The sequence below is a fragment of the Mycobacterium sp. GA-2829 genome, assembly GCF_001499965.1.
GTDB lineage: Bacteria > Actinomycetota > Actinomycetes > Mycobacteriales > Mycobacteriaceae > Mycobacterium.
Map to the genome: position 1 here is coordinate 24,084 of NZ_LQIT01000009.1, position 19,393 is coordinate 43,476.

17 protein-coding genes and 1 pseudogene are annotated in these 19,393 nt (G+C 66.0%); 13 read left to right on the forward strand and 5 right to left on the reverse strand.

The genetic code is table 11. The features are described from left to right. Window positions 1-25: 25 nt before the first annotated feature. Window positions 26-1,057 (reverse strand): annotated as a pseudogene (lgt, locus tag AU194_RS06820) (prolipoprotein diacylglyceryl transferase); the annotation flags it as partial. A gap of 929 nt (window positions 1,058-1,986) precedes the next feature. Here lgt and AU194_RS06825 point away from each other — a divergent pair. Both AU194_RS06825 and AU194_RS06830 read left to right on the forward strand, forming a co-directional pair. Further along, window positions 1,987-2,565: a methyltransferase domain-containing protein gene (locus AU194_RS06825; RefSeq protein WP_231743200.1), complete on the forward strand. Its 579-nt coding sequence runs from the start codon at window positions 1,987-1,989 to the stop codon at window positions 2,563-2,565. Between the two features lie 663 nt (window positions 2,566-3,228). After that, complete coding sequence (locus AU194_RS06830) at window positions 3,229-4,209, forward strand: N-acetylmuramoyl-L-alanine amidase (protein ID WP_059088488.1); 981 nt, start codon at window positions 3,229-3,231, stop codon at window positions 4,207-4,209. Window positions 4,210-4,355: 146 nt separating this feature from the next. On the opposite strand, the gene AU194_RS06835 is transcribed toward AU194_RS06830, so the two are convergent. Both AU194_RS06835 and AU194_RS06840 read right to left on the reverse strand, forming a co-directional pair. Continuing rightward, complete coding sequence (locus AU194_RS06835; protein WP_059088489.1) at window positions 4,356-4,751, reverse strand: DUF302 domain-containing protein; 396 nt, start codon at window positions 4,749-4,751, stop codon at window positions 4,356-4,358. A 145-nt stretch (window positions 4,752-4,896) separates the two neighbouring features. Beyond that, the gene (locus AU194_RS06840) at window positions 4,897-5,280 is read right to left on the reverse strand and encodes a BlaI/MecI/CopY family transcriptional regulator (RefSeq protein WP_059088490.1); all 384 of its coding nucleotides are present in this window, start codon (window positions 5,278-5,280) and stop codon (window positions 4,897-4,899) included. Between the two features lie 532 nt (window positions 5,281-5,812). On the opposite strand from AU194_RS06840, the gene AU194_RS06845 reads away from it, so the two are divergent. Continuing rightward, the gene (locus tag AU194_RS06845) at window positions 5,813-7,711 is read left to right on the forward strand and encodes a copper resistance CopC/CopD family protein (RefSeq protein WP_059088491.1); all 1,899 of its coding nucleotides are present in this window, start codon (window positions 5,813-5,815) and stop codon (window positions 7,709-7,711) included. Window position 7,712: 1 nt separating this feature from the next. On the opposite strand, the gene AU194_RS06850 is transcribed toward AU194_RS06845, so the two are convergent. Both AU194_RS06850 and AU194_RS06855 read right to left on the reverse strand, forming a co-directional pair. Then, the gene (locus tag AU194_RS06850) at window positions 7,713-8,357 is read right to left on the reverse strand and encodes a class I SAM-dependent methyltransferase (protein WP_059088556.1); all 645 of its coding nucleotides are present in this window, start codon (window positions 8,355-8,357) and stop codon (window positions 7,713-7,715) included. A gap of 55 nt (window positions 8,358-8,412) precedes the next feature. Next, the gene (locus AU194_RS06855) at window positions 8,413-9,132 is read right to left on the reverse strand and encodes a hypothetical protein (protein ID WP_059088557.1); all 720 of its coding nucleotides are present in this window, start codon (window positions 9,130-9,132) and stop codon (window positions 8,413-8,415) included. 412 nt (window positions 9,133-9,544) lie between these two features. On the opposite strand from AU194_RS06855, the gene AU194_RS06860 reads away from it, so the two are divergent. The 10 genes from AU194_RS06860 (at window position 9,545) to AU194_RS06910 (ending at window position 19,326) form a co-directional block, all read left to right on the forward strand. Further along, window positions 9,545-10,132 carry a TlpA disulfide reductase family protein gene (locus tag AU194_RS06860; RefSeq protein ID WP_059088558.1) on the forward strand — a complete coding sequence of 196 codons (588 nt, stop codon included), beginning with the start codon at window positions 9,545-9,547 and terminating at the stop codon, window positions 10,130-10,132. Then, entirely contained in the window at window positions 10,129-10,923 is a 795-nt protein-coding gene (locus AU194_RS06865; RefSeq protein ID WP_059088492.1) for a cytochrome c biogenesis CcdA family protein, read from the forward strand. Before AU194_RS06860 ends, AU194_RS06865 begins: the two co-directional genes overlap by 4 nt. Before the next feature lie 140 nt (window positions 10,924-11,063). Further along, a complete protein-coding gene (locus tag AU194_RS06870; RefSeq protein ID WP_059088493.1) occupies window positions 11,064-11,408 on the forward strand; it encodes an NADH-quinone oxidoreductase subunit A in 345 nt (114 codons plus the stop codon). Beyond that, window positions 11,399-12,769 carry a hypothetical protein gene (locus tag AU194_RS32535; protein WP_231743201.1) on the forward strand — a complete coding sequence of 457 codons (1,371 nt, stop codon included), beginning with the start codon at window positions 11,399-11,401 and terminating at the stop codon, window positions 12,767-12,769. Before AU194_RS06870 ends, AU194_RS32535 begins: the two co-directional genes overlap by 10 nt. Next, entirely contained in the window at window positions 12,762-13,700 is a 939-nt protein-coding gene (locus AU194_RS06885) for a complex I subunit 1 family protein (RefSeq protein WP_059088496.1), read from the forward strand. Before AU194_RS32535 ends, AU194_RS06885 begins: the two co-directional genes overlap by 8 nt. A gap of 6 nt (window positions 13,701-13,706) precedes the next feature. Next, on the forward strand, window positions 13,707-14,270 hold the full coding sequence (locus tag AU194_RS06890) for an NADH-quinone oxidoreductase subunit J (RefSeq protein ID WP_059088497.1): 564 nt from the start codon (window positions 13,707-13,709) through the stop codon (window positions 14,268-14,270). Further along, complete coding sequence (locus tag AU194_RS06895; RefSeq protein ID WP_059088498.1) at window positions 14,267-14,569, forward strand: NADH-quinone oxidoreductase subunit K; 303 nt, start codon at window positions 14,267-14,269, stop codon at window positions 14,567-14,569. The genes AU194_RS06890 and AU194_RS06895 overlap by 4 nt, the downstream gene beginning before the upstream one ends. Window positions 14,570-14,576: 7 nt before the next feature. Beyond that, window positions 14,577-16,418: a proton-conducting transporter membrane subunit gene (locus tag AU194_RS06900; protein WP_059088499.1), complete on the forward strand. Its 1,842-nt coding sequence runs from the start codon at window positions 14,577-14,579 to the stop codon at window positions 16,416-16,418. Window positions 16,419-16,422: 4 nt separating this feature from the next. Further along, window positions 16,423-17,913 (forward strand): NuoM family protein, encoded by a 1,491-nt coding sequence (locus AU194_RS06905; RefSeq protein ID WP_059088500.1) that lies wholly within the window; start codon window positions 16,423-16,425, stop codon window positions 17,911-17,913. 21 nt (window positions 17,914-17,934) lie between these two features. Continuing rightward, the gene (locus tag AU194_RS06910) at window positions 17,935-19,326 is read left to right on the forward strand and encodes an NADH-quinone oxidoreductase subunit N (protein WP_059088501.1); all 1,392 of its coding nucleotides are present in this window, start codon (window positions 17,935-17,937) and stop codon (window positions 19,324-19,326) included. The last annotated feature ends 67 nt before the right edge of the window (window positions 19,327-19,393 follow it).

Genomic DNA, 19,393 nt, shown 5'->3' on the forward strand with positions numbered 1-19,393 from the left:
TGCAGTAACTGAGGAATCGTTATCTCTCAGGTTTCTCGCTCTCGCTGTCGCGGTCGTCATCAGGCGTTTTCGCGTCGACTGATGCGATCCCTACTTCGTCAGCGGATGCCGCGCGACCTGAATCCGCGCCGCTGTCGGCCCGCACGGCGGAGTCGTCACGACTGACCGCAGCATCCCGCTTCGCCTCGGCTTCGCCGGCTGCACTGGACCCGAGAGTCTCGCGACCCTTCGGCGCGCGGAAGAAGTAGATCAGGGCGCCGATCAATACCACCGTTGCGGTAAATGAGTTGATCCGGATGCCGGCAATTTGGGTCGCCGCGTCGCTGCGCATCAACTCGACGAAGAACCGGCCGACACAGTAGCCGGCGACATAAAGCGCGAACAGTCGTCCATGGCCGATTCTGAATCGGCGATCGACCCCAATCAGCATGCCGAAGACCACAACGTTCCACAGCGACTCATACAGGAAGGTGGGATGCACCACGTCCGCGACCTGACCTGTCGACACACCGTCGACCGCATGCACGTCGACAACGCCCGCCGGGTCACGGCGGTAGTAAATCTCCAAACCCCACGGCAGATCGGTGGGCCGGCCGTAGAGCTCCTGGTTGAAGTAGTTGCCGATGCGGCCAATCGCCTGGGCCAGCACTATGCCCGGCGCGACGGCGTCGCCGAAGGCGGGCAACGCAATACCGCGTCGCCGGCAGCCGATCCATGCGCCCACACCACCGAGGGCCACCGCACCCCAGATTCCCAGGCCGCCGTCCCAGATCCTCAGTGTGGCGGCCACCCCGAGACCGTCATCGCCAAAGTAGGTGCGCCAGTCGGTGATCACGTGATAAAGCCGGCCACCTACCAACCCAAACGGTATGGCCCATATCGCGATGTCATAGACGACGCCCGGTTCGCCGCCGCGGGCGATCCAGCGGCGGTTCCCTATCAGCAGGGCGGCGACGATGCCGGCGATGATGAACATGGCGTACGCCCGGATCGGCAGCGCGCCAAGGTGCCACACCCCTTGGGGCGGGCTCGGGAAGGAAGCGACCAGAGTGGTCACGGCAGCCTCGGCGGCACGACAGCGCCGGTTACCGTCTCAATCAGGACACACATACCCCTCTACCGCAATCACTCGTGTTCGGGTGCCAGCGGGGATCGGCACACTCACGGCCCACTTATCTACTAAGCCGAATAGTACGGTACAGGTGCCGCACTCCGGCGGTGACGCCGTAACAGCACCTCGACCATCACACGACGCAACGACGTCGGCCTGCGATCGGGCCAACCAGAATCTGCTTCACGACCTCGAAATCGGCCCATTGGCTGTGGATTAGTGCGTGCGCAGACGCTGTACTGCCCTCGGCAGCCAGTCTTCCTCCCGTTGCTAACAGTTCGTCGGACCGCTGCGATAACCAAATTGCAATGCGGGTTCCGGCCACCCGCGTCGGTGATCTGACGGGGAACTTCTACGACTCCGCCCCGCCAGGTCACCAGCTTGAAGCCGGTCACCAACATTGCCATCGGCGCTGTGCCACGCGGTATGCCGCGACGGTGGCGGCAGTCGCCCGGGTTTTGCACCTTTCCGTGCGTCGAGCATTTCTTGGGTGGGGAGCTATCGTCGGCCGCTTCATCGACGGACATCGATGGTGTCGACTTGAATCGGGTCGGGATCACGGGGTCGGGGGCAATGCTTGGACTCGTCGCTGGCGCAGCGCTCGTACGGGTCGCCGGAGACCAGGGACAAGTCAGACGATCCGAACCAGGAATACTAAATAAGCTAGTACTATTGCTCCCAGTAGACCAACTGGTCACAAGGAACCTGGCACGACCACATCGCGCAGCTTTCGTCGACAGACCAACGTGCCAGCCGAGCAGATCCCCGAGTCAGGCCTCAACATGCTTCGCCGCCTGTTTACATCGACCATCCGCCCCCCGTACGTATGGCTGCGCCTGAGGATGACGAACCTGCTCTTCGAACGGAGATTGGGCGTGCGAACCTCCGGTGAGATCAGACTCGAGGACCTCGGGATAGCCGCCGAGGGTCGCGAGCCATACCAGCCGGTCGGGTGGCTGATGCTGCGACGAATCCTGCCCCCGGACACCGTGACGTCCGACGACGTCTTCCTCGACATCGGCGCGGGCATGGGCCGTGCCGTGCTAGTGGCGGCGGGATACCCATTTCGCCGTGTGATCGGTGTAGAACTCTCGACCCGGCTGGCCGACATAGCCCAGGACAACGTCGAGCGTGTCAAGGACCGGCTGCGCTGCAAAGACATCGCAATCGTCAACGCCGACGCCGTGAACTACAAAGTCCCCGACGATGTCACCGTCGTCTTCATGAACAACCCCCTGCGCGGAGCATGCTTCGCCGCCGTAGTCGACAACGTGCTGGACTCCTATGACCGCAGACCTCGCCCGCTGCGAATCATTTATGGAAACCCGATCGAGGAGCCCACTCTCCTGGCCACAGGCCGCATCCGGCTGGTCCGGCAGACCCACGGATTGCGCCCCGGACGGAAGTGGTCGCTATCGAACGCGTTCCGCATGTACGCCGTGCAACCAGGCTGAAGCCGCCCACAGCCTGGCATATATAGCCATTGCGTACGTAACCGGACCACGCAACCAAGTCCGAGATAACTCGGGCGGGGACCCTCTGAAGAATCTTTAGCAAGCCAATAGCTTTCCCGACTCAGACGCGTTCCCAACGGCTGTCGGCGAGCGGATCGCCGCCTACAACTGATCAACCGATGCCGGCAAGAATCAGCGGTACAATCGCATGGCCTTCCTAAATCGGTTGGGCGGTTTGCACTTTGGCGCATCTGCCCCGCTACCCCGCTTCATAACACCGATCCCCTACCGCAAATGTCGACGGCTGCGGTACTAATGCCCACTCGACAAATGCCGGGTCGTCTGGCTCTGCCGAGTCGCAGAGCTAATATCACTGCGGCGGGTCGAGCCTGATTTGTGGCTAACCCGAGTTAGCCTGTCGCCGTGTGTGATCGATGCACGGGAGGGCCGCGGCGGCCCGTCTCGCGGCGTGCCGTCCTGAGATTGGCGGCCGCGGCGCCGGCAGTTCTCGGTCTGGCCGGCGCCGCGCCCATGCTCATCGGGACACCGCGCGCGTCAGCTGAACGGCCCTTATCGGCGGACACGGCCACGGCGACACCACCTGTCTCCATCATCAGCCGCAGTCAATGGGGCGCCGACGAGTCGCTGCGGCGAGCAGCGCCGGTGTACGACAACGCAATTCGTGCCGGGATCATCCACCACTCCGCAACAGGCAACACCTATGCACCACACGAATCAGCAGCGATCGTGCGCTCGATCTACGCCTATCACACACGCTCCATGGGTTGGGCCGACATCGCCTACAACGCACTCGTCGACAAGCATGGTCAAGTTTTCGAAGGCAGATTCGGCGGACTTGATAAACCGGTCGAGGGCTCACACACCGGTGAATTCAACAAGGACACGTGGGCGGTGTGCCTGATCGGTGACTTCGGCAAGGAAGTACCGACATCAGCGCAGCTGCGATCGGTCGGGCGGCTGTTGGGATGGCGGCTGGCGCTCGGTGGCGTCGACCCCAGAGGCGCGGTGGCGCTGACATCCGCCGGTGGCCCGTACACCCGGTTCCGGCAAGGTATGACCCGCACACTGCCGAGCATCTTCGCTCACCGCGATGTCGGCGATACCGCATGCCCGGGCAACGCCGCCTACGCGTTCCTGGATCGCATCCGCGATATCGCCGCGCGCTTCAACCAACCGCCCACCACAGAGGACGTGGAGGAGTTGTTGCGAGGTGGGGCGATCTATGCGCGATGGCAAGCGCTCGGCGGCGACAGCGGTGTGCTGGGTCCGGTGAGATCGCCAGAAGCCCCCGGCGCTGGCCAGGCACGCTACGTCATCTTCACCCACGGAGCGATCTACTGGTCACCGGCCACCGGAGCCCAACCTCTGACTGGAGCGATCTATGACGCCTGGGCGACGCTGGGTTGCGAGCGGAGCACACTCGGGTTGCCCACAAGCGGCCAGATTCACGAGCCGCAATGGATTGTGCAGAACTTCCAGCACGGCACGTTGAACATGGACCGAGAAAACGGTGCGGTCACCATCGTGACCGACGGACAGCCCCGCGTGCTGCCTCCTCCGCCGCCCGGAGGACCACCCGTCCAGCTAGAGCGGTTCTCCCCGGCGCGCAACCGGATCCCCTGACCGGCTCTGTCACCGCCGGCCGCAGCAAGCACTCGTCGCGCGGCATCCGCCGAATCCGCAATGACTCGCGTCGCGCAGTATCGGCCCGGATTTGGACCTCAACTTCCATGAGCAAAACGTTCGCCCGCTCAGCGGGCCGCGCTGGTCTATGCGAGCGATCGGATGGCCGCGCGCAGCATCGTCGCGGCTTCATCGGCCACCTCGCGCAGGCCTGGCTCGTCGGCGACCTGCACCATCACCTGCGGATCCATCGCGTCAACAATGACCGTGCCCTTCGCGACGGGATCGGTACGCACCACGACGTTGCACGGAAGCAACAGCCCGATTTGGCGATCGACATCGATGGCCCTATGGGCTAAGGGCGGATTGCAGGCTCCCAAGATCAGATAATCCTCGATGTCCTCACCGAGCTTAGCCTTCAGTGTGGCCTTAACGTCGATCTCGGTCAGCACGCCGAAGCCCTGATCGGCCAAGGCTTTCCGAGTCCTTTCAACAGCGTCCTCGAACGAGCTGTGCAATGTGGTCGAAATGGCCAGTGCCATAATCAATCCCTCTCTGTCGATATTGACATGTCGTCAGGTGAGCGCCGGGAACGCCTGCCCAGCTGCGCTTGGGCCACCTGGACCAGACCCGAGGTGACTCACATGAGCCCGCCTACCGACTTTGCTTCTCAGCCGGCCCCGGCGCTTAGCGCTTGGCCGCTCGCCTCGTGGGTCGACGTAGCGCGGCGCGCAGACGCGCCGACTCTTCGGGGCCCATCTGTTCGAGGAAGTAGGTGAGCACCAAATCGGGTTGGCCGCCGGAATCCAGCGCCTCACGCATAAGGCTTGCGCTGTGTTGCTCACGAGTCAGTGTCGGCCAATACCGGTAGGCTTTGCCGTCGCGCTCGCGCGCCAGGTAGCCCTTGCTGTGCAGATTGTCCATCGTGGACATCACTGTGGTGTAGGCGATGTCGCGTTCTGCCGCTAGTTCGTCGAAAATCTCTCGCACCGTCGTGGTCGTGCCGGAGCCACGGTTCCAGATGCGGTCCATGATGACAGCTTCGAGTTCGCCAAATCCACGTGTGCGCACCGTCGCCCTCCCGGCTGTCCGTGTCGAGCCTGTGTCACGCATGGTGCGCCCCTTCGGCGGAATGCGTATTGTCTACGTACCAAGAGCGTAATGCCGTTCCATGCGGTTTGGAAACCGAGGGCCTGTTCCCATGCATAACATCAACGACGGCACGGGCGCAGCGCGCAGACTTCGCGCGGTCAGCAAGAGCCTGATCGGCAGCCGCTGATGCCCGCCACCGTCTCGCGACGATTATGGGACGAAGGAGACTGGCGCAGCCTCCTCCTGCCAGCGACGACGGCCGTGGCCGCGATAGCGCCCGACAAAGGCCGAGAATCCGGCGCGCCCGGTTCTTGCAATCAGCGAAAACCGTTGTCTTAGCATCAGAACGAAGGCCATGGCCCATCAACCGATGCAAGGTTACGCGCCACCGCGCCGGACGCGTCGTTCCCGTAATGTCAGACGGCCGCCACGCGAGGGTTGCAGATATCGGCTCCACAATGGCGCCCTCTGCGTCGATGGCGCCCAATGGTCGAGTCGGTTTCCCCACATCATGACCTGGCTGCGGTGTGCGCTCATCGCGTTTGCGATCGCCGTGCAGACATCGGTGGGTATGGGGGCGGGTACCGCGCAGGCGCATCCCACGTTGCTGTTCACCGAACCCTCAGCAGAAACCGCGGTTGCGACGTCACCTGAGGCGATCACACTGCTGTTCAACAAACCCGTCACCATCGGCACGCGCGCGGTTGTCGTACTGGATCAATCCCGCCGCGAAGTACCGGTCGGGCCGGCCAGCCTCGCACGCGACGGCCTCTTCGTCACCACCGCGCCGGTTTCTGCCTTGGCGCCGGGGACCTATACCGTCCGTTGGCGCGTCACCGGCGGTGACGGTGATCAGGTCGAGCAGGAATTCCGGTTCGCGGTCGGTCTTGCGGTGTCGGCTGCCGCGCCGACCGCTTCCGCGACGCCGGCCTGGGGTGAAAGTTCCATGCGTTGGGTGCTTTTCGCCGGGTTGGCCGCTGCAGCCGGTGGTTTGATTAGTCGCCGCGCGACCGATACTGCACGTGCCACACGGCCGGATTTGTCACCCGTGCGGTCGTGGGCGCCAGCAGGGATGGTGGTTGCGCTCATCGCTGCCATGGCCTTGGTCGCTGGTCGGGCCATTGACGCCGGCACAGTGAACGCGGTGTGGGATGGCCGCGCGGGTGTGCTGCTGTTGATTGAGACCGGTGGGCTGCTGGCTTCGTTGGCCCTTGCGCGTCGGGGTCGGTGGGCTTTGGTTCCGCTGGCGGTGGTGATCGCGGCCGACGGGCTCCGCTCGCATGCGGGCACAACATTCGGCGGCTGGGGCGCGGTTCTGACCGGGGTGCACCTGGCGGCGGTCACGGTTTGGATCGGCGCGCTCGAGCACACGGCGCGGGCGGTGGTGGCGTGGCGAGCGGTGTCGAACGCGGTCCGTTGGGTCTTGGCCTCTTATCTCCGGCTGGCGCTGGTGACCTATCTCGTGGTGGTGGGCACGGGTGTGATCAGCGCGCTGGTGTTAGTCCCCTTGCCGCAACTGGTCTCCACCACCTACGGCAAAGTGCTGCTGATCAAACTCGGGCTCGTCGTGGCAGCGTCGGCGGCGGCGCTGCACTCGAGGCTGATCCACCGCGATACCCATCAGGTGACGTGGCTACGGAGGGCAATGGCCATCGAAGCCGCGCTTCTGTTGGGCGTGCTGGCAGCCAGCTCTGTGCTGGTGTCCACACCGCCGCCCACCGGGACAGCCTCGGCGGCGCCGCCACCGCAACCAACCGGTCCTGTCCTACCGCTGGGCGCCCTGGCCGGTCAGGTGGGGATCAGCCTGACCGCCAGTGACGGGTTGCTCGTGGTCCGGCTGTCCACACCGCGGCGCGGTGACTACTACGCTGCGGAACCCAACCAGGACTACAGCTTGGCGGCCTCACTGGGTGAGTCGGGGCTGACGCTGACCGGCTGCGGCAGCGGATGTTATTTCGCGCGGCCGGCGTGGCGTGACGGTGACAATGTGCTGACGCTGCGCGCCGGAGCCACCGGCTGGCCCGGCGGCGCCGTCGGGCTGATCGTGTCGTGGCCACCGCGTCCCGGCGCGGCTGATCTGGCCGCAGCCGTCGCCGCGGCCCGCGCGGCGGGCAGGCTCGTGGTCTATGAAACCGTCACCAGCGACACCACCGCCGGACCCCCCGAACCGAACCGGCTCGACCTGGACGCCGGCTTCTTCCTTTCCCAGGAACCCTATGCCGATGGCACGGCGCCGATCGCGGTGCGATCCTCGCCCCCGGACGCTGCGGTGCGCTTGGCGCTGGGTTATCCCGCCGCCTCCATCAACGTTCAGCTCACTCTCGACGACCGCGGCCGTATCACCGAGGAAATCCTCACCGACTTAAAGCATCTCGTGACACGCCGCATCGTCTATCCAGGTGCTGGGTAACTCACGTGCCGGGGCGGGCGATGCCCAGAATGTGGGCCTGGGAGGGAAAGAACCTCAGCGGCGCGTAGTGGAACCGTTCAAGGGATTCGATGTCGAATCCCGCGGCGCGGATAGCCGCGGCAGTGTCGCGGTTGAGGTGACAGCCCCCACCCACCCGTGACCACAGCGGCGTGAGGGCATCCTCCAGCAACGCGAACCATGGTTTGGTCGAACGCACATGCTCGAAGAACCGAAGCTGGCCGTTCGGCTTGAGGACCCGCCGCAGCTCGGCCAATGCGGCCGGCACATCCGCGACCGAGCACAGCACCAACGACGCAACGGCACCATCGAAGGTCGCGTCCTCCACCGGCAGCGCGGTCGCGTGACCGGCCACCACATGTACCGGCACCGCAACTGCGGTTTCAGCAGCCCGCTCAGCCAGTTCCCGCAGGTGATCCTCAGGCTCGACCGCGACGACTTCTGCGACCGTAGTGGGATAGTGGCCGAAGTTCATGCCGTTGCCGGCGCCGACCTCAATCACCCGGCCGGACAAGCCAGCAAGGGCGCGATCGCGATGCTGCGCGGTGCCACGCTGCTCCGACTCAGCGCTGATCCGCTCATACATACGCGCAAACCGTGGATGCTGGAATTCGGACAGATCAGCCATGTCGCCTCCTTCGCGGTCGGCCTGTGCAAATGACTCCATTAAAGCGGGGCTGGCGTCACACGCCTTCGGCGAAGTCGTATGTGGAGGGAATGGTTTCCCCAGGCTGGGGGACGCCGTAGACCACGGCGATCTCGTCGCGATCGCCCAGCATGATGGCCGCCGGGTTGCCGGTCTGCTGTGTGCCGTTGACGAAAACGCGCACGGCCTTACTGTCGACGGCGCGCAGCGCCCCGATGTTGTCCGCCGACAGGCTCACCTGCCATTCGGTGGAAACCTCCCCCAGGCTGAACTGCCTTTTCACCGGCGACTCAACGTGAATCACACCACTGCCGTCATGGGTGTGCAGGGGGCTAATAGTGCCGCGCTTGGTGTCGATACCCAACTCGGCTGGAACCGCCACAGGCTCACCATTAACGAGCACATCCAGATGGGCGTGAATGTGCTCCACGGCTCCTTCGCTACCTAACATCGGCAACCCGGCTGCGGCCACCGCCGCACTCGCATCAGCAGGAGCCGGCCACGGCGGCATCGTTTCGGCGCCCACGGCCACGGTGGCCGGCGGACTCTGCAGGCTCGCCGATTCCGTGTGCGGGGTGGGCTGTCCGGGCGATTTCATGATGCTGATAATCACGATTACCACAATGGGAGCTACGGACACCACACCCGCGGCGAGCCACAGCCAGCCGCTGCGTCGGCTCGACTGCGCACGCGCGATGGCCTTGCGTCCATCTCGTGAAGACTTCACCGTCGTCCGGGGGCTTTTCCTCGCCGCCATGGACACGCTCCGTTCGTCTGCAGACCCGCCGTCATATGTATCTACTGCGTAGCTTAGTAGCAAGTCTCCGGCCTATTTGCTTTTCGCAGGGCGCGGTGGTAGGGCAGCATCCAGGCCGGCAACAAATCCGGGCAACCTCAGATGTGGTGCTGTCGTTCAGACTTCGGCTGGTCGACCTCTGCCCGCAGCCGAGTCATTTCCTCCCACATCGGTCCCGTGACTGCGCCGCATCAGAAACACCACGACACCCATACCGATTGGGCAGGACAGCGCGACGGCCGCCAAGAGTAGCTGCTCCATTCGGACTCCCCTTCGAGCGCAGGGCCCCGCGCGACGTCGTTCACACGCATGGGCCTACGATCTACGTACACGCATAGTAGACCTGATGGAATCCATCACCTATGGAGAATCAATGCCCAATCGCCTGCGTGCACTCGCGGTGTGCGTCATCGCGGCCCTCATCGCGGTGGGATGTGCCACTGGACGCGATGCCGTCGCGCAGGGCGGCACATTTGAGTTCGTATCGCCCGGGGGCAAGACCGACCTCTTCTACGATCCGCCGGAGTCTCGAGGCAACATCGGCAACCTCTCGGGCCCCGCGCTGATGGACGATCGACCGATCCGTTTATCCGATTTCGCCGGGAAGGTAGTCGTGGTCAACATCTGGGGATCCTGGTGCGCACCGTGTCGCACCGAAACTCCTGAGCTCGAGAAGGTGTTCGAGGAGACCGAACCCCTCGGGGTGGCATTCCTAGGCATCGACGTGCGCGATGATCGTTCCGCGGCCAAGGATTTCGTCACCGACCGGAATGTCCGCTACCCGTCGATATTTGATCCGTCGATGCGCAGCTTGATCGCCCTCGGCGAGGGCTACCCCACCAGCGTGGTACCAACCACGCTGGTCCTCGACCGCAAGCACCGCGTCGCCGCCGTCTTCTTGCGGGCCCTGCTCGCCGAGGATCTGCGGCCCGTCGTGCAGCGGATAGCGGCAGAGCCGTGACCGTACACACCCAGGGCATCGGTGATGCGTTCGGCGCTGCCGCAGCGTCTGGGCCGCTGGTGCTCGGGCTTGGCGTGGCCGCACTAGCCGGTACCGTCTCATTCGCCTCGCCATGCTGCATCCCTTTGGTGCCCGGCTATCTGTCGTACCTGGCCGGCGCAACAGGGGCGAACGGCTCACCTGATGAGCCGCAGACAGCGCGGGATTCGTGGAGTGCAGTCGGTGCTGCCCTCCTGTTTGTCGCCGGGTTCACCGCCGTGTTTGTTGCAGCGACGGCGTCAGTGTTCGGACTGATCGGCGCCCTGGCAGTCAACAGCAACCTACTGCAGCAGATCGGCGGCGTACTCACCATAGTCATGGGCCTGGTATTCATAGGGTTCATCCCAATGCTGCAGCGCGACATCAGGTTTCATCCACGCCGGGTGAGTGGCATTGTCGGCGCACCGCTGCTCGGCGCGACATTCGGGCTCGGCTGGACGCCCTGCTTGGGACCCACGCTAGCCGGCGTCCTCTCTGTTGCCGCCGGCACGCAAGGGGTAACCGCGGCACGCGGTGTGCTACTCATCGTCGCGTACTGCCTAGGCCTTGGCGTGCCATTCGTCCTGCTGGCACTGGGCACAACCGCGATGCAGCGCTGGTTCGGATGGCTGCGGCGCAACACCCGGCGCATACAAATTGCCGGCGGCATCATGCTGATCGCGGTCGGTATCGCATTGGTCACCGGGGAATGGGCCGTTTTCGTCGGCTGGATCCGCGACCAATTCGTGACCACGACCGTGCTGCCGATATGAGCAGCTCCCGACAGCTATCCGGGTTCGCGCGGCGCGGGATAGGCGTCACCCTTGCAGAAAATACCCCTACGGGGTACGTCTAGAGGGCGCGCATATCAGCCCGCGTCGCGTCGCGGGCATTGCGATCACTGGAGGTGCGTATGTACGCCGGGCTGACATGGACCTTGCTGGTCGCCGTCGCCGGCGTCGCGAGTCTCTATGGTGCGCACCGACTTACGGCGGTGTCTTCTAGGCCGCTGACCTCGCTGCCCTTCCAATCGGGATGGGTGCCCGAGGAGCACGCGTTATCGCGCTATCACGTCCGCTGGTACCTGGCCACGCTAGTGTTCCTGGCCTTCGACGTCGAAATGCTGTTCATGTATCCCTGGGCGGTCGTCGTCGTCGAGATGGGCGCCACCGCAGTCATCGAGATGTTTCTGTTTCTGGCCGCGCTGCTCGTCGCGGTCGCCTGGGCATGGCGAGAGGGTGCACTGCGGTGGACCTGAATCGATGGCTGGCCACCTACGCCGCCCGGCGCCCGCATGTGTTCATCGCCGAGCTGCCAGGCAATTGGGCGCTTCGCGCCGCAACACAGAACCTGATCGCTGCGCGCGGATGGCCACAAGCCGTCTCACCGGCCGACGCCGACGTGTTGGCGGTCTGTGGAACCGCAGCCGACGATGAGTTCGACGGCCTAATCGATCGCCTCTGGGACCAGCTGCCAGGCCCCCGCGCTCGGGTCGACATCCCAGATCTGTCGGCGACGAGCTCACAACTGGACCGCGCGGCTGGCGTCCTTATCGACACCAGGTGGCAGCGCACAGATGCCCGCGGACGAATACAGTCCGCCGCGCCGATGCCTCAGCACGACGCCGGCGCCGGCGCCGAAGGTCACCACATGCCCCACAGCGCCGCCGGGCACGGCCGCCCCGCCGACAGTCCCCCCTCCGAAACAGCCCACGGCGGCCACGATGCGAACGGAGACGACGGCAGCGACCACCACGCAACCCATCACCACAAGAGGCAGGGTGACGCTTCACCGCACGGCGGCTCAGATCGTCACCATCCCGAGCAGGACAGCCACGAGCCGACTGACCACGGCGCACACGGTGACCCCGGCCAGGATGGTCATCACGACATGGGGCACAGCGGTCATCACCACATGGACCACAGCGATATGGAAATGGCACCGGCGGGAATCGCGTTGGCCCAAGGCGGTGAAGACCGCGACGGCTTGGAGATGGACGAGCTGCACGTGCGGCTGGGTCCGTTCCTCGCGTACTGGCCAGCCGGGCTGGTGCTGCGCTGCGCGCTGCAGGGCGATGTCATCACCGCGGCTCAGCCTCAGCTGATGGGCGCCGCCTCCAACGAACAACCGCAGCCGCCGCTGGGCAGCTGGATGCAGGCAGCCCGCCAAACCGACCATATCGTCGACCTCTTGGTGCTGGCCGGCTGGCCTCGCGCCGCCGCTCGCGCACGACGGCTACGCGAAGTACTGCTGGGTCACACCGTCGACAGCCGCGTCGCCGGCCAACAGGTCGATGCGTTGGCCACCGTGGTGCGCCGCTCCCGTGTGCTGCGTTGGGCGCTGCGCGACCTCGCCCTAATCGCGGTCGACGACAGCGACCGATACGGAATGCCCGCGGCTCTGGCCGGAGATACCTACGATCGGCTGCTCACAAGGCTCGACGTGGTGCAACGTGCGGTTGGAGACGAGGCCGATGCGCCCCAGTTGCACATGCCCGACAGCGCCGTCGAGCACATGCTGCCCGCCCTGGTCGAGGGTTTAGACGTGGCCACGGCACGGCTGGTGGTCGCCGGATTAGGTATCGAGCTGTCCCCCGCGGAGCGAGGTCACCATGCCTGAGGTGACAACAGTCAGTGGCGTGTGGGCGCTTGCCGCCGCGGCGCTCCTCGCGGTCCTGGCGCTGTTCGCAGCGAGCCTGGACAGCACACTTTCCGCACGAGCCAACGGCGCGCGCGGCGCGAGTAGCGCGGTGGCCGCACCGCTGTTTGAGGCGGCCCGCCTGATGCGTCAGCGTCGCCGAACCCTGGTGGCTGCCGACACGCTGCTGTGGCGCATCGGGTGCGTCGGCCCGGTCGTGGTCGCTCTGCTAATGATCGTCGTTGTGCCGCTGGGGCATTGGACACTGCTGGACCTCGATGTCGGCGTCATGTGGGTCAACGCCGTCGACGTGACGATGTGGGCGGTGGTGTGGCTGGCCGGCTGGGGACCCAATTCGGTGCATTCATTGATCGGCGGCTATCGGTTCCTCGCCCACGCACTGGGTTATGAACTGCCGTTGATGTTCGCCCTCGTCGCGCCCACCCCGGCGGCGGGCAGCTTGCGCGTCGGCGATGTGGCCAGCGCCCAGCACGACCTATGGTTCGTGGTGTGGATGCCGGTCGCATTCGTGGCGTATTGCCTTGGTGTGTTGGCGTTTTCGGTGTGGGGCCCGTTCAGCCCGGCGCTCGCAGACGACATCGCCGGTGGCATGACCGCCGAGCTATCCGGGGTTGACCGCCTTGTGTTCGTCGTCGGGCGCTACGCCGTTCTGGTCGCCGGCGCGGCGTTCGCCGTGCCGATGTTCCTCGGCGGCGGCGCCGGACCGCTGCTGCCCGACTGGGTGTGGTCTGTTGTTAAAACGGTTGCGCTGCTTAGCGTGTTGGTGTGGCTGCGGCGAGCGCTACCCGCGCTGCGGCCCGACAAGTTCATGGAGATCGGCTGGGTCGTGTTGTTGCCGGCCGTGTTGTTGCAAGACCTAGTGGTGGCGGTCATCGCCATCTGGAGGAGTTGACACACCATGGTTGTGCATATCGTGTTCTGGCTGCTCGCGGTCATCGCCGTCGCCGCGGGGGCCGCGGTGTTCTGGGTGGATTCGATGGCGCGCGCGACGTATGCGCTGGCGGCGTCGTTCATTGCGGTCGGTGTTGCTGTTGTGCTGTTGCAGCAGAACTACATCGGCGTGGTCACCATCTTGATGATGGTGATGGAGATGGCGGTGATGGCGGTCTACATGGTCATGTTCATGGGCATGAACCCGGCGCTGATGCCGATGAGCATGGTTCACGACAACCGCCGCGCACTCGTGGCTGCCGGGGCCACCTTTGCCTTCCTGGCGTCGGGGATTGTGCTGATCGACTGGCCCGCCCGGCAGGGCCAGCCCCCGTCGGACGTCACCATGGCACTCGGCGAGGCGTTGATGGGTCCGCACATGCTGACCATGGCGGTGATCAGCCCGGTGATGGTCGCCACCATCGTTGCCGGGGTCGTGTTGGCCGCCGCCCGCACCCGTTACGACCGCTTGGGTGACGATCTCAAACACCGCCCCGCACGTGACCCGCAACCGGGAGGGGTGGGCCGATGACCTTGCAGACGGTGTTGTTGGTGGCGGCAGCGGTGTTCAGCGTCGGGCTCTACGGTGCGTTGTCTCAGCAAGTCGTGGTGATGGTGATGATGGGCCTGGAGTTGATGATCAACGCGATCATCCTTGCCGCCGCGGGGTTTTGGTGGTTCGTCATGCCCGCACCCAGCGGCCAGGTGCTGCTGCTGGTGGTCATCGCCGCCATGACGGTGGAGATGGCGATGGGGTTCGCGGTGGCCACGGCGCTGCACCGGGAGCGTCGCGCGGACATGACCGACATGGCAGCCGAGCTTTCCGGATGAGCAGCCCATGACGTCAATGTTGCTGTGGCTGCTGGTCGCTGCGCCAGCCGCGGTCGGGGTCGTTTTGTTGATCTCGCGCCGCGACGATCGGTGGGTCGACGTGATCTCGGTGGCCACCGCGCTTGGATGCGCCGTGGTGTCGGCGATCGTGTCGGTGGCGCGGCCGTCGGTGCAAGTGGCGTTCATGGCTGGCGCGCCGTTTGGTCTTGGTGTCGACGCGCTGGCCGGGACCGTGCTGCCGGCGGTCACCACCGTGACGTTGCTGGTGCTGATGTTTTCTGCCGGCAACATCCGCCAGGCGCGGGGCCGCTTTCACGGGTTGATGCTGGTGTTCGCCGCCGCCGCCATCCTGACGGTGACCGCCGCGACGCTGCCCGCGCTGCTGCTGGGTTGGGAGGTGATGGGGGCGGCGTCCTATGCGCTGATCGGGTTTTGGTGGCGCGAGCAATACCGCATATCGGATGGTTTGACCGCGTTCGTGACCACCCGCGCCGCCGATCTTGGCCTGTATCTGGCCGCCGGCGCCGCGCTGGCCGGCGGGGCGGGGATGGCGCTGAATAGGTTCGCCGACGCCGAGAGTGGGTGGCGCGATGTGATCGCGCTCGGGGTGCTGGTGTCGGCGCTCGGCAAGGCGGCGCAGCTGCCGTTTTCGTTTTGGCTGTCGCGGGCGATGTCGGGTCCCAGTCCGGTTAGCGCCCTGCTGCATTCGGCGGCGATGGTGGCGATGGGCGGATTCTTGTTGTTGCGGACCCAACCCTTGCTGGCCGCCACCGGCTGGGCTGCGACCGTGGCCGCGTGGGTGGGTGTGGTCACCGCGGTGATGCTCGGCGCTGTCGCGGTCGCCCAGCGTGACATCAAGCAGCTGCTCGCCGCGTCCACCGCAGCGCAGCTGGGATTGGTGGTGCTGGCCGCGGGAGTGGCTGCCGTCGGCGGGGGTGCCGCGCACCTGGTTGCGCACGCCGCCACCAAAGCGGGCTTGTTCCTCGCCGCGGGCGCTTGGTTGTCGCTGTTGGGCACCCAGCGTCTGGACGACCTGCACGGTGTGGCGCGGCGCTGGCGGGTGGTGGGGTGGTCGGCCACGATCGCGGCACTGACGTTGGCCGGGATCGCGCCGCTGTCGCTGTGGGCCACCAAGGATGCGGTGTTGACCGCCGCCGCGCAGCACTCCCCCGTGTTGTACGGCCTGGGGTTAGTTGCCTCGGCGCTGTCGGCGGCCTATGCGGCGAAGATGCTGGTGGTGATGTGGGCACGGCCGGCGACCGAGGTGACCGCCCCGTCGTCGGTCCGACCCGCACCACGCCGGCTCACCGGTCTCGAGCAGGCGCCTCTTGTGGTCCTCGCCGTGGGGGCGGTGGTATCGGGGGTGTTGGCCCTGCCGCCGGTGGGCTCGATCATTGCGCGTGCCCTTGACGGCGACCAGCCGATCGCTCATCCTGGCGTGGCGGAGCTGGTTGGTTCGGCGGCCCTTGCTCTCGTCGTGGTGGCCGCGGTGGCGCGCTGGGGTGTGTCCGAACCGCGGTGGGCCGCATCGTGGTTGGGGCTGCAGCGCGGCGCGCATCTGGTGGTGGCTGCCCCGACCATGGCCGCCGCCCGGGTGGCGGCCCGATTCGATAACACGGTGCTCGACAGGGCGGTCGACGCCACAGCGATCGTTGTGTTGCGCGCGGCGGGCCGGGCGGCTCGGACCGACACCGGTGGTGTGGACCGCGCGGTGGAAGCGGTGGCCGCGCGGGTGGGACGGTTCGGTCAGCTGGCGCGCCGACCGCAAACCGGGCAGCTGCATCGGTACTACTTGGCCGCCGGGGTGCTGCTGGTCGCCGGCTTCGTGCTCATCGTGACGGTGAGGTGACGTCGTGCTCAGTGTGATCGTGTTCTTGCCGCTGGCCGCTGCGCTGGCGCTGCTGGCCGCGCCCCGGCTGGCCCGGCGCGCTGCCAACGCGATGTGGGTGGCGGTCACGGTGATCGATCTGGCGCTCATCGTGGCGGTGTGGGCGCGCTACGACGCGCCGGGCATCAACGCGCTGGCGTTCGAGGAGCAGGTCCCGTGGATTCCGGGCGTCAACAGCAGCTACCACATCGGCATCGACGGCCTGTCGCTGCCGCTGGTGGTGATGACCGCGGTGATCTTCCTGGCCTGCGCCGTCTTTGGGCTGCGCAACGATGATCGGCCCCGGTTGCAGGCCGCGTTGTTTCTGTTCCTGCAAAGCGTCAGCCTCGGTTTGTTCGTCGCCGCGGATCTGATCTTGTTCTTCGTGTTCTTCGATTTGTCGATCGTGGCGATGTACTTCGTCATCGCCGGCTGGGGACACGGCGACGCGGCCCGCTCGGCGCTGAAGTTCTTCCTCTACACGTTCCTGGGATCGCTGGCCTTACTTGTGGGCTTCATCGGCCTCTACATCGCCGCCGATCCGCACACCTTCGACATGGTCGAGCTGGCGGCGAGCACACCATTGGCGCGCAGCCCGCTGGCGGGCGGCTTGGTGCTGGCCGCGATCCTGCTCGGGCTGGCGGTCAAGACGCCCACGGTCCCGTTCCATACCTGGCTGCCGCCCGCGCACACCGACGCGCCCGCGGTCGGGTCGGCGGTGCTGGCCGGGGTGCTGCTGAAAATGGGCACCTACGGGTTCGTGCGGATCGCGATGCCGATGCTGCCGCAGGCATGGCGCGATTGGGCGTGGCCGATCATCGCCGTCGGCGTCGTATCGGTGATCTACGGGGCGCTGGTCGCGCTGGCCCAAAACGACCTCAAACGCATGATCGCCTACACCTCGGTCAACCACATGGGCTACATCGTGGTGGCCGTCGGCGCCGCTGGCCTGACCGCGGCCGGTACCGCCGACGCGCGGGAGGTCGCGGTGGTCGGCGCGGTCACCCAGATGGTCAGCCACGGCCTGATCACCGCCGCCCTGTTTCTGCTCGCCGGGGTGTTCTACGACCGGGCGGGCAGCTATGACATGGACTCCTACGGCGGCCTGGCCGGCTCCGCGCCCAAACTCGCCACGCTGTTCGCCGTGGGCGCGTTCGCATCACTGGGATTGCCCGGCTTTTCCGGTTTCATCGCCGAATTCCAGATCTTCGCCGGCAGCATCGCCGCCTCGCCGGTCACCGCTTTGGCTCTACCTGGCATCCTGCTCACCGCCGCGCTGTTTCTGCGCGCGCTGCAACGCGTCTTCACCGGTCCCACACGTGGGCATGCTGTCGACTTCCCCGACCTGCGGGTCCCTGAAACCGCCTCGGTGTCAACGCTTCTCGTGCTCAGTGTGGCCATCGGCCTGGTTCCCCGACCGCTGCTGGACCTGATCGAACCAGCCACCGCCGCGCTGGTCGCGCTCGTCGGGAGATAAGCCGTGAATCCCGAGGAGGCAATGCGGCCACTGCTGATGGCGTCGGAGATGATGATGTTCGGCGCCGGTCTGGTGGCGCTGATCGCGGGGTCGTTTCTGCGCCGGCAGCGGCAGTGGTGGGTCGGCGTCATGGCGGCCGCGGCGCAGGTCGGCGTTATCGGTGTGGCCGTGGTGCAGATGGTCGGCCCGGATCAAATGGCGTTTGAGGGCGCGTTTTCCGTCGACACCGCGACCGGGGTGGCGCGCATCGCCTGTGCGGCCGGGTTGTTGTTGATCTGGGCGGTGGCCGGTGCGGAGATGCGGGCCTCGCCGCGGGAAGCCGAAACCTATGCGCTGCTGATGTTTTCGTCCACCGGTGTCCTCGTTCTGGCCGGCGCAGACGACCTGCTGCTGCTGGTGGCCGGCTACTTTCTGGCCAGCATCCCGCTCTACGGGCTGGTCGGGTTGGCGCGCTCGGCCGCCGCGGCGGAGGCCGCCATGAAGGCCTATCTCATGGGCGCGTTGTTCGGGATCCTGCTGATGCTGGGCGTCACGATTCTCTACGGCCTCACCGGCGCGACGCGCTACCCGCAGCTGGCGATGACCCTGAGCGGCGCTCCGACGGTGGCAGTCGCCGCCGGAGTCGTCGGGGTGCTGGCGGGCCTGATGTTCGAGGCCGGCGGTGTCCCGGCACACTTTTGGGTACCCGACGCCGCGCAGGGCGCCAACGCCACGGCGGCGACGTTTCTGACCACCGTGCCCAAAATCGGGGCCCTGGTGGCGCTGTATCGCCTCACCACTGTGTTGCCCGACACCCTGGCGTGGCCGGTGTTGATCGCCGTATTTGCCGTCGCCAGCATGACGTTGGGGAACCTGGCCGCCTATTGGCAACAGGACCCGCGTCGGCTATTGGGGTGGTCCACGGTCAGCCAGGTCGGCTATCTTCTCGTGCCGATCACCGTCGCCGGCAGCAGCGAGTTGGCGCTGCCCTCGCTGCTGTTTTACCTGGGCGGCTACACCGTCACCAACATCGCGGCGTTCGCAGTGACCGCGGCCCTGCCGGGGCGCCGCGATCTCGATTCTTACCGCGGCTTGGCCCGAACCCGCCCGTGGCTGGCTGGTGCGCTGGTCGTGGCGCTACTCGGTCTGGTGGGCACCCCGCCGACCGCGGTGTTCATCGGCAAGGTCACTACCGCCGCCACGGCCTGGGATGGCCGGTATGCGTGGTTGGCCGTCGTCGTATTCGTCAACACGCTCGTCAGCCTGTTCTACTACCTGCGCTGGATCGTCCCGGCCTTCAGGCGCCCCGACGAAACCGGGGATGCCGACGAACCGGCGGCACAGCATTGGCCCGCCCGCGCCGCGGTCCTGGCCGCAACGCTCAGCCTCGTTATGGGCGTCTTCGCCGGCCCGGTTTGGCAGCTGCTCGCCTGACACGCATCGTTGTCGGCGCAGTGGATCGCACACCCTCGGAAGTCATTGCAGCACAAGGACAATTGAA

What these genes read in the sequence shown, in the direction of transcription:
- AU194_RS06895 (WP_059088498.1), top strand. Translation starts at nt 14,267, where the DNA reads ATGACCTTGCAGACGGTGTTGTTGGTGGCGGCAGCGGTGTTCAGCGTC.
- AU194_RS06845 (WP_059088491.1), top strand. Translation starts at nt 5,813, where the DNA reads ATGACCTGGCTGCGGTGTGCGCTCATCGCGTTTGCGATCGCCGTGCAG.
- AU194_RS06850 (WP_059088556.1), bottom strand. Translation starts at nt 8,357, where the DNA reads ATGGCTGATCTGTCCGAATTCCAGCATCCACGGTTTGCGCGTATGTAT.
- AU194_RS06835 (WP_059088489.1), bottom strand. Translation starts at nt 4,751, where the DNA reads ATGGCACTGGCCATTTCGACCACATTGCACAGCTCGTTCGAGGACGCT.
- AU194_RS06885 (WP_059088496.1), top strand. Translation starts at nt 12,762, where the DNA reads ATGCCTGAGGTGACAACAGTCAGTGGCGTGTGGGCGCTTGCCGCCGCG.
- AU194_RS06890 (WP_059088497.1), top strand. Translation starts at nt 13,707, where the DNA reads ATGGTTGTGCATATCGTGTTCTGGCTGCTCGCGGTCATCGCCGTCGCC.
- AU194_RS06855 (WP_059088557.1), bottom strand. Translation starts at nt 9,132, where the DNA reads ATGGCGGCGAGGAAAAGCCCCCGGACGACGGTGAAGTCTTCACGAGAT.
- AU194_RS06870 (WP_059088493.1), top strand. Translation starts at nt 11,064, where the DNA reads ATGTACGCCGGGCTGACATGGACCTTGCTGGTCGCCGTCGCCGGCGTC.
- AU194_RS06910 (WP_059088501.1), top strand. Translation starts at nt 17,935, where the DNA reads ATGCGGCCACTGCTGATGGCGTCGGAGATGATGATGTTCGGCGCCGGT.
- AU194_RS06860 (WP_059088558.1), top strand. Translation starts at nt 9,545, where the DNA reads ATGCCCAATCGCCTGCGTGCACTCGCGGTGTGCGTCATCGCGGCCCTC.
- AU194_RS06900 (WP_059088499.1), top strand. Translation starts at nt 14,577, where the DNA reads ATGACGTCAATGTTGCTGTGGCTGCTGGTCGCTGCGCCAGCCGCGGTC.